Source organism: Salifodinibacter halophilus (assembly GCA_012999515.1).
In the GTDB taxonomy this organism is placed as follows: Bacteria; Pseudomonadota; Gammaproteobacteria; order Nevskiales; family Salinisphaeraceae; genus Salifodinibacter; species Salifodinibacter halophilus.
Genome location: JABEEB010000123.1, coordinates 1 through 305, shown reverse-complemented (window position 1 = coordinate 305; position 305 = coordinate 1). Strand labels below are relative to the sequence as shown.

At 73.1% G+C, this 305-nt stretch carries 1 protein-coding gene; it reads right to left on the bottom strand.

Annotated features, from left to right (window positions below):
* Positions 1 to 305 (bottom strand): GNAT family N-acetyltransferase (locus tag HKX41_10975; GenBank protein NNC24653.1); only part of this gene is annotated, 305 nt, incomplete at both ends.

Below are 305 nucleotides of genomic sequence, written 5' to 3'. Positions count from 1 at the left end.
GCCGCGCGCGTGCGGGTCCAGGGTGATGTCGATCAACAGATGCTCCGGCGCGCTGCGTTGCAGGTAGATGCGGCCGACCGGCGCGCCGTCGCGCTCGACCACCAGGAACTCGCCGCGTTCGTAATGGCGGGTGTAGTGCAGGTGCTGCATCGCGAACTGCTGGTCGAGGAAGGCGGCCAGCGCCTGCGGCGGCCAGCCCATCGGCGCGAACTCGTGCGCGCGCAGTTGCCGGAACAGCGCGCGCAGCCAGCCGATGTCGGCGTCGGTCGCCGGGCGCAGGCCGATCCCGCGCCCCTCCAGGGGCG